General features: G+C 71.7%; 8 protein-coding genes and 1 pseudogene. 4 read left to right on the forward strand and 5 right to left on the reverse strand.

Annotated elements, in window-relative coordinates; genetic code table 11:
- Nucleotides 1-76: 76 nt before the first annotated feature.
- Entirely contained in the window at nucleotides 77-1,489 is a 1,413-nt protein-coding gene (locus ACH34R_RS32365; protein ID WP_397565358.1) for a WGR domain-containing protein, read from the forward strand.
- Here the strand turns inward: ACH34R_RS32365 and ACH34R_RS32370 are convergent.
- The 5 genes from ACH34R_RS32370 to ACH34R_RS32390 all read right to left on the reverse strand — a co-directional run bounded on the left by ACH34R_RS32370 (nucleotide 1,473) and on the right by ACH34R_RS32390 (nucleotide 6,356).
- Nucleotides 1,473-2,306, reverse strand: coding sequence for an ABC transporter ATP-binding protein (locus tag ACH34R_RS32370; RefSeq protein WP_397565359.1), 834 nt, complete (start codon nucleotides 2,304-2,306; stop codon nucleotides 1,473-1,475). The genes ACH34R_RS32365 and ACH34R_RS32370 overlap by 17 nt on opposite strands.
- Nucleotides 2,303-3,337, reverse strand: coding sequence for a FecCD family ABC transporter permease (locus ACH34R_RS32375; RefSeq protein WP_397565360.1), 1,035 nt, complete (start codon nucleotides 3,335-3,337; stop codon nucleotides 2,303-2,305). The genes ACH34R_RS32370 and ACH34R_RS32375 overlap by 4 nt, the downstream gene beginning before the upstream one ends.
- Nucleotides 3,334-4,377, reverse strand: a complete 1,044-nt coding sequence (locus ACH34R_RS32380; RefSeq protein ID WP_397565361.1) for a FecCD family ABC transporter permease — start codon at nucleotides 4,375-4,377, stop codon at nucleotides 3,334-3,336. Before ACH34R_RS32380 ends, ACH34R_RS32375 begins: the two co-directional genes overlap by 4 nt.
- Complete coding sequence (locus ACH34R_RS32385; RefSeq protein WP_397565362.1) at nucleotides 4,374-5,432, reverse strand: iron-siderophore ABC transporter substrate-binding protein; 1,059 nt, start codon at nucleotides 5,430-5,432, stop codon at nucleotides 4,374-4,376. The genes ACH34R_RS32380 and ACH34R_RS32385 overlap by 4 nt, the downstream gene beginning before the upstream one ends.
- 138 nt (nucleotides 5,433-5,570) lie before the next feature.
- Nucleotides 5,571-6,356: a helix-turn-helix domain-containing protein gene (locus tag ACH34R_RS32390; RefSeq protein ID WP_397565363.1), complete on the reverse strand. Its 786-nt coding sequence runs from the start codon at nucleotides 6,354-6,356 to the stop codon at nucleotides 5,571-5,573.
- A 78-nt stretch (nucleotides 6,357-6,434) separates the two neighbouring features.
- Here ACH34R_RS32390 and ACH34R_RS32395 point away from each other — a divergent pair, with 78 nt between their 5' ends.
- The 3 genes and pseudogenes from ACH34R_RS32395 to ACH34R_RS32405 all read left to right on the forward strand — a co-directional run.
- Nucleotides 6,435-7,061 (forward strand): pyridoxamine 5'-phosphate oxidase family protein, encoded by a 627-nt coding sequence (locus ACH34R_RS32395; protein ID WP_397565364.1) that lies wholly within the window; start codon nucleotides 6,435-6,437, stop codon nucleotides 7,059-7,061.
- Nucleotides 7,062-7,177: 116 nt separating this feature from the next.
- Complete coding sequence (locus ACH34R_RS32400; protein ID WP_397565365.1) at nucleotides 7,178-8,092, forward strand: STM4015 family protein; 915 nt, start codon at nucleotides 7,178-7,180, stop codon at nucleotides 8,090-8,092.
- A pseudogene (locus ACH34R_RS32405) lies at nucleotides 8,089-8,627 on the forward strand (hypothetical protein); the annotation flags it as partial. The gene ACH34R_RS32400 and the pseudogene ACH34R_RS32405, both read left to right, overlap by 4 nt.

Consider the following 8,627-nt stretch of genomic DNA (forward strand, 5'->3'; position numbering starts at 1 on the left):
CACCCGATTCTGTCGCCGCGGTCCTCTAATCTCCGGAGCAATCGATCAGGCGCGGCGAATCTGGAGAAGCGCGGACATGACCTACCTTGAGTTGTCCGAGGACAGCGGCGGGGCGCACAAGTTCTACGAGGTGACCGTGGCGGGCACGCAGGTCACGATCAGCTACGGGCGGATCGGGGAGGTCGGCCAGACCAAGGTCACCTCCTTCCCCACGCAGGCCAAGGCAGAGGCCGCGGCGGCCAAGAAGATCGCTGAGAAGACCCGCAAGGGCTACGCCGCGGCCGTGCGCGGGATGCGGATGCGCCGGGCCGTCACCCGCCGGGCCATCGCCAGCACCCGCTCCACCGCCCGGCAGGCCCCCGTCCTGTGGCGCTTCCGCAGCGGCGACGCCGCGTTCGGCATCTTCATCGATGGCGAGCGCTGCTGGGTCGGCAACCAGCGCGGCGACGTCTACACCCTCACCCACGAAGGCGACGTGACCGGCCGGTTCCGGCTGCCCGACGGCGTCAAGTGCATCGTCGCCGACGACTTCTGGATCTACGCCGGATGCGACGACGGCCGGGTCTACGACCTGAGCGGCAAGGTGCCGAGGTCCGCCTACGAGATCTCCGCCGACGTGGACATCTACTGGCTGGACATCCACGACGGCGTGCTCGGCGTCTCCGACCAGGACGGGCGGATCACCACGATCGACTACGAGGACGAGTTCCAGTGGGCCCGCACGGGGTCGGGCTCGTCGGCCTGGATGGTCCGCTGCGACCAGGACGCCGTCTACCACGGCCACTCCGGCGGCGTCGCCCGCTACGACGCCGCGGACGGCACGCTCGTGTGGGAGAACACCCAGGCCGATGGCGTGCTGTTCGGCTGGCAGGAGTCGGGTTCGGTGTACGCGGGCACGGCCCGCCGCACCGTCCACCGGCTGGCCAAGGGCGACGGCCGGGTGGAGGCGGTCTACCGCTGCGACGGTCCGGTCTACTCCTGCGCCACCTCGCCCGGCGGACGGTACGTCTTCGCGGGCGACAACCAGTCCTCGGTCTACTGTTTCACCGCGGATGGCAAGCGGCTGTGGAAGCTCGGCACCGGCTGCGGCTCGGCCTTCTCCATGCAGTTCCTGGACGACCGCCTCTACATCGTCACCACCGACGGTTCGCTGGCCTGCATCGACGCCAGCGAGGCGGCCATCGCCGCGGCCGAGCAGGGCACCGTCCCGCGGCCGGTGGACGTCAAGGCCGCGGCCACCTTGGAGGTGGTCGAGCCGTCCACCGTGCTGGAGGTGGTGGACGAGCCCGGCGACGGCGTGGTCGTGGAGTGCGTCCGGGAGGGTGAGCGGCTGCGCGTCCGCGTGGTCAGCCCCGGCTATGAGACCTGGAACGTGCAGTTCCCCAAGGACGTCCGCGAGCCCGGCGCCCGCTACCTGGTGGACGGCGTGCGCTCGGCCGGCCGCGGCGGCTTCTACCGCGCCTACGGCGAGATCAGGCGCCTCCGCTAGCCGCCGGGGCCGTTCGGGACAGCACGTTGTGGCGGCCGATGGGGAGCATCAGGGGGCGGCCGGAGACGGGGTCGTCGATGATGCGGCTGTCCAGGCCGAAGACGGTGCGGACGCAGTCCTCGGTGAGGACCTCGCCGGGCGGGCCGCAGGCGTGCAGCCTCCCTGCGGCCAGGGCGATGAGGTGGTCGGCGTAGCGGGCGGCGAGGTTGAGATCGTGCAGGACCATCACGATGGTGGTGCCGCGGGTGTGGTTCAGGTCGGTGAGCAGGTCCAGTACCTCGACCTGGTGGCAGGCGTCCAGGAAGGTGGTCGGCTCGTCCAGCAGCAGCAGGTCGGTCTGCTGGGCCAGCGCCATGGCGATCCAGACCCGCTGGCGCTGGCCCCCGGACAGCTCGTCCACCGCCCGGTCGGCGAGGTCGGCGGTCTGGGTGGCGCTCAGGGCGGCGGCCACCGCGGCGTCGTCCCTTTCGGACCAGCGGGAGAACAGCCCCTGGTGCGGGTGGCGGCCCCGGCCGACGAGGTCGAGCACGGTGATGCCCTCCGGCGCGACCGGTGACTGCGGCAGCAGGCCGAGCGTCCTGGCCAGTTGCTTGGCGGGGGTGCGGTGCACCTCCTTGCCGTCCAGTACGACCCGGCCCGCGCGCGGCGTGAGCAGCCGGGACAGCGAGCGCAGCAGCGTCGACTTGCCGCAGGCGTTCGCGCCGACGATGACCGTGATCCGGCCGGGCGGCACGACCAGGTCGAGGGAGTCGATGACGACCCGGTCGCCGTAGCCGAGCGCCAGGCCCTCGGCGGTCAGGGAGTGGGACGTGGTCATGGCGAACCTCCGGCACGATGGGTGCGGACGATCAGATAGACGAGGTACGGCGCGCCGAGCACGCCGGTGACGACGCCGACCGGGAAGCGGGTGCCGAACGCGAACTGCCCGGCGAAGTCGGCCACCAGTACCAGCAGCGCGCCGACCAGCCCGGAGGGCACGAGCGGCGAGCCGCCCACGCCGGTCAGCCTGGCCGCGATCGGACCGGACAGGAACGCCACGAACGCGATCGGCCCGCTCGCCGCCGTGGCGAACGCGATCAGCCCGACCGCGGCGACGATCACCACGACCCGGGTGCGTTCGACGCGCACCCCGAGGGCCGAGGCGGTGTCGTCGCCGAGCCGCAGCGCCGTCAGGTCGCGCCCCCGGGCCAGCAGCACCGGGGCGAGTACGGCGGTGGCGGCCACGGCGGGCAGCACCTCCGCCCAGGTCGTGCCGTTGAGGCTGCCGGTCAGCCAGCGGGTGGCCTCCGCGAGGTCCCACTCGGCGGCCCGGGACAGCACGTACGCGGTGATGCTGTCCATGATCGCGGCGATCCCGATGCCGATCAGGATCAACCGGGTCCCGGCGACGCCGTCCCGGAACGCCAGGACGTACACCAGCAGGGCCACCGCCAGCGCGCACCCGATGGCCAGGACGGACACCTGGGTCCCGCCGAGGGACAGCGACACGATCGCGACGGCCGCCGCGGCGCTCGCCCCCGAACTGATGCCGATGATGTCCGGGCTGGCCAGCGGGTTGCGGAGCATCGTCTGGAAGGTGACGCCCGCCATGCCGAAGCCGAAGCCCGCGATCACCGCGAGCACCGCCCGCGGCAGCCGGAGCCGGCCGACCGTGAAGGTCGCGCCCGGCACCCGCTCGCCGAGGATGACGCCGATCACGTCGCCGGGCGGGTAAAAGGTCTGCCCGGCCATCAGGGTCAGCGCGAACGCGGCGGTGACGAGTACCGCGAGCGTCGCGATGACCAGGCGGCGGTGCGCGGCGCGCCGCCGGCGGCCCCGGACCACCGACGAAAGAACGGTCGGGGTCACAGGTCACGCACCTTCTGACGGCGGACGATGTAGATGAAGAAGGGGGCACCGATCAGCGCCGTCACGATGCCGACCTCGATGTCGGCCGGGCGGGCCACCAGGCGCCCGATGACGTCGGCGACGGTGAGCAGCCCGGCCCCGATGAGAGCGGAGAACGGCAGCAGCCAGCGGTGGTCCACGCCGACGAGCAGCCGGCAGGCGTGCGGGACGATGAGCCCGACGAAGGCGATCGGCCCGGCGGCGGCCGTCGCGGCGCCGCACAGCACCACGGCCCCGAGGGCGGCGATGGCCCGGATGACGGCGACGCGCTCGCCCAGCCCGGCCGCGATCTCATCGCCCAGCGCCAGCGAGTTCAGCGCCCGCGCCGACAGCAGGCACACCGCGAAGCCGACCGCGAGGAACGGCAGGACGTGCCCGATGCGCTCGTACGACGCGCCGCCGACCCCGCCGATCTGCCAGAGCCGAAAGCTCCCCGAGATGTCGTTGCGGGGCAGTACCACGGCGCTGACCAGCGACGCGAAGGCCGCCGAGGTGGCGGCCCCGGCCAGTGCCAGCTTGAGCGGCGTCGCGCCGCCGCGCCCGAGGGCCCCGACGGTGTAGACGAACACGGCCGCGGCCCCGGCCCCCGCCATCGCCACCCAGACGTACCCGGTCGGCGAGGTCAGCCCGAAGAACGCCACGGCGGTGACGACGGCGAGCGACGCGCCCATGTTGACGCCCAGAATCCCGGGATCGGCCAGCGGGTTGCGGGTCACGCCCTGCATCACGCCCCCGGCCAGGCCGAGCGCCGCGCCGATGAGCACCGCGAGCAGGGTGCGCGGGATGCGCTTGGTGACCGCCGCCTGCTCCAGCGAGCCGTCCGCGCCGCCGAGCGCGGCCAGTACGTCGGACCAGGCGGTGTCGCGCGAGCCCAGCGCGACGGAGGCCACCATGATCACGGCCAGTACCGCGATCACCGCCACCGCCCACAGCAGGCGCACGCGCGCCGGACGCCGCAGGTGCGCGGCGTCCGGCAGGTGGTCGGTACCGACCGCCGTCACTTGACCTTGTCCGCGGTCTCGGCCAGCGCCTTGGCGTAGTCGTCGAGCACCCACGAGATCGACAGCGGCGTCGGGTTCGCGGCGGTGCCGAGCGGCTTGGTACCGTCCAGAAGGTACACCGAGCCGCGCTTGACGGCCGGGATCTTCGACAGCAGCGGGTCGCCGCGCAGCTTGCCGAGCAGTTCGCCCTTCGCGTCGCCGTAGCCGGTGATGATGTCCACGTCGTCGAACATGTCGATCTGCTCCGCGCTGCGGGTCAGGGCGAACTTCTCGGTGCCCTTGGACGCCTCGGCGATGCTGCCGGGGATCGTCATGCCCAGGTCCTCGAAGAACAGCGTGCGAGTGTCGTGCGTGGTGTAGAAGCCGATCTCGCTCACGTCGTTGGGGTCCACGTGGGTCATGAACATCACCGACTTGCCCTTGAGCTGGGGGTACTTCCCGGCGACCCGGGCGATGTCGCCCTCGATTCCGCCGATCAGCTTCTCGCTCTCCGCGGCGAGGCCGATGGCCTTGCCGTTCAACCGGATGATCTCGCGCCAGGGGGTCGCCCACGCGGCCTTGGGGTAGGCCACCACGGGGGCGATGTCGCTCAGCGTGTCGTAGTCCTGCTGGGTCAGGCCCGAGTAGGCGGCCAGGATGACGTCCGGCTTGGTGTCGGCGACGGCCTCGAAGTCGATGCCGTCGGTCTCGTCGAACAGCACCGGCTTGGGCGCCTTCAGCTCTTCCAGCCGCTTTTCCACCCAGGGCAGCAGGCCGTCGCCGTCGTCGTCGCCGAAGTTCGCGGCGGCCATGCCGACCGGGACGACGCCGAGGGCGAGGGGCACCTCATGGTTGGCCCAGTTGACGGTGGCCACGCGTACCGGCTTGGCGGGGATGGTGGTCTGCCCGAGGGCGTGGGCGATCGTCATGGGGAAGGCGGTGCCGGTGTTCGTGTTCGTGTTCGCGTTCGGTTTCGCGGCCTCGCCGTTCGTCTGCGGCGCGCCGCCACAGGCCGCGATGCCCAGCAGGACGGCGACGGTCACCACGAGGGCGCGAAGGCGATGTCGAGGCTTCAATCCGTACTCCACTTTCTTTCGGGCCAGCCAAGGTTAGGTAAGGCTTGCCTTCGCTGGCACCTTAGGAGAAATGGGCGGCTTGTCGCAATCGTCCGTTTGGGACAGGCGTTGTAGCGATCCGGACATGCCTGGCGGGCCTCAGCGGGCTCGGAAGGCTCCCGGGGTCAGCCCGGTCGTACGCCGGAAGGCCGCGCCGAACGCGCTCGCCGAGCGGTAACCGACCTCCTCGGCCACCGCCTCCAGCGCGCGGCCCTGGGCGAGCAGCCCGACCGCGTGCTGCGCCCGCGCCGCCGCCACCCAGCGGGCGAAACTCATGCCGGTCTCGGCGTTGAAGGCGCGGCTGATCGTACGGACGCTCACGCCCAGCTGGGCGGCCCAGTCCGCGAGCGTCCGCGAGTCGCCCGGATCGTCCCGGACCGTCTCGGCGATCGGACGCAGCAGGCCGGACGTCGGCATCCGCAGCAGCAGTTCACGCGGGGAGGGGGTGAGCACGTCGAGCACCATCGCCTCGGTCAGCCCCCGCGAGGCGGCCGGCAACTCGGCGTCGGCGAGCCGGTCCAGCAGCAGCCGCAGCAGCGGGGTGATCTCCACGCCGACGGGCGCGGCGGAGATCGAGGTCATGGTGTCGTAGCCGAAGAAGCCCGCCCGGCACCGGGTGCCGGCGACCGCCGAACCGGAGTGCAGGGTGCCCGCGGGCATCCACAGGCCCAGCGCGGGCGTGACCGTCCATACCCGCGAACCGACCACCGCCGTGGACGCGCCGCGCTCGTTCCAGAGGAGTTCGTGCCACGGGTGGGAGTGTTCGGTCCAGGTGATGTCGTGGTCGAAGGTCTCGCTCCAGCCGAGGATCGGATGCGGCATGTCCACCGGCCCGGCCGCGACCACGGGGAGCGTACGGGTCTCCCTCGTCACGTTCGTTCGCACGGCACAGGCGGCATTCCTCCACTTTAGTGAGGGCTCGGGGCATTCCGTGGAGGTTAGGCTTACCTTATATTCGGGGACATGGACTCTGAGATCCGCACGGTGACCACCGAGGCCGAGCTTCGGAAGATCGTGAAGGAGCCGCCCCGGTCCGCCTGGGACAAGGACATCGGCCGGATCGACGAGCACGCGCGCACGCTCATCGCGCACTCGCCGCTCGTGCTGATGGCCACCGCCAACGCCGACGGCACCTGCGACGTCTCGCCCAAGGGCGACCCCGCGGGTTCGGTACTCGTGCTGGACGAGCACCGCCTGGCGCTCGCCGACCGGCCCGGCAACCACCGGATCGACAGCTTCCGCAACCTGCTGCACAACCCGCACGTCGGGCTGCTGTTCATCGTGCCGGGGATGAACGAGACCCTGCGGGTCAACGGCCGCGCCACCATCGTGTCGGACGCGCCGTTCTTCGACGACCTGATGGTCCGCGGCAAGCGCCCGCGCCTGGCCCTCCTCATCGACGTCGAGGAGCTTTACATGCACTGCGCCAAGGCGTTCCTGCGGGCGTCCCTGTGGGAGCCGGACACCTGGCCGGACCGCAAGAGCCTGCCCACGCTCGGCCGGATCGTCAAGGACCAGATGGGCATCAAGGTCGCGGCCAAGGTGATCGACACGGGCCTCGCCCTGGACGCCAGGACGAACCGGTACTGACCCTCGGGGCGGGCGATGGAGGGGGTCTGTCCGGGGCCGGGCGGTGGGTGTGAATCTGTCGGCCTTGGCTGCTAGATATTGACTCCCCTTCTTCGTTGTCGTTGAGGAGTCCCCTCGTGATTCACGAGCATCTCACCGAGTTCCACGGTCTTCCCGTCCACGACCTGGGCGGCTCCGCCCCGCCCTCGGCGGCCGCCTGGCGCGTCGAGGGCGACGACTCCTACGATGACCTGCCCAGCTTCGAGGAGAGCTTCGCGAAGCTGCTCGACACGGTCGACTGCGGGGCCGTGCGCGCCCTGGTCGTGGGCACCTGGGGTTGGGCGCACGACGACCGGCGGGCCGACGTGCCGGTGGGGCTGCTCACCGAGGCCGCGCCGCGCTTCCCCGCGCTGGAGGCGATCTTCTTGGGCGACTACGTCAGCGAGGAGTCCGAGATCTCCTGGATCGGCCAGTCCGACGTGACCCCGCTGCTGACCGCCTTCCCCCGGCTGAAGCGGCTCGACGTCCGCGGCGGCGACGGCCTGGAGTTCCCGGCGGTCGAGCACGCCGCGCTGGAGACGCTGCGCTTCGAGTCGGGCGGTTTGCCGGCCGAGGTGGTCCGGGCGGTGGGCGCGTCCACGCTGCCCGCGCTGCGGCACCTGGAGCTGTGGCTGGGCTCGGACAACTACTCGGGCGACTCCGGCCCCGACGACTGGGCGGGCATCCTCGCCGGCCGCGGCCTGCCCGCACTGCGCCACCTCGGCCTCCAGGACAGCGAGCGCCAGGACGACGTGGCCGCCGCCATCGCCACCGCGCCGATCGTGGCCCGCCTCGAGTCGCTCGACCTCTCCATGGGCACGCTGTCCGACGAAGGCGCCGAGGCCCTGCTGTCCGGCCAGCCGCTCACCCACCTCAAGCGCCTCAACCTGCGCCACCACTACATCAGCGCGGAAATGAGCAAGCGCGTCCTCGACGCCCTCCCCGACGTCGAGATCGACATCTCCGACCGACGCAACGAACAGAACTGGCGCTTCATCGAGGTCTCCGAGTGACCACTGTGCCTGCCATCACGGCGGAGGGTGCCGTGTCCACCGGCCGTGGCGACCCGATCCCCCCGATCGCGACGGACACCCGCGCCGCACCTTGCGGCTCCGCTTCGCGTGACACGGTGCCGGTGTTCGTGCTGGTGGGCACGCCGGGTGATCGGCGGGTGCGGATGTTCGCGGACGCCTTGGCGGCGTTCGGGGTGGCCGAGCCCGTCGTCATCGCCTGGCGCGACGTGCTCGCGGGGGCCACGCTCCACATACCGGAGGGCGCCTGGGTCCGCATCGACTCCCCCGGCGAGGACCCGGCCACCGACGCCCTGCTACGCGGCCCGGGCACACCGACCCGAGTCGGCGGCGGCGCGTCCTGGTACGCCGGGTTCCTGCACGGCCTTGAACGAGTACGGCAGGCGGTGGCCCACACCCCCGGCGCCCGCCTCCTCGGCGACATCGACGAAATCGCCATAATGTTCAACAAACGCCACTGCCACGCCCACCTAACAGCCGCCGGCATCCCCGTCCCTCCCACCCTCCCCATCCCACC

The organism is Spongiactinospora sp. 9N601 (genome assembly GCF_044326295.1).
In the GTDB taxonomy this organism is placed as follows: Bacteria; Actinomycetota; Actinomycetes; order Streptosporangiales; family Streptosporangiaceae; genus Spongiactinospora; species Spongiactinospora gelatinilytica.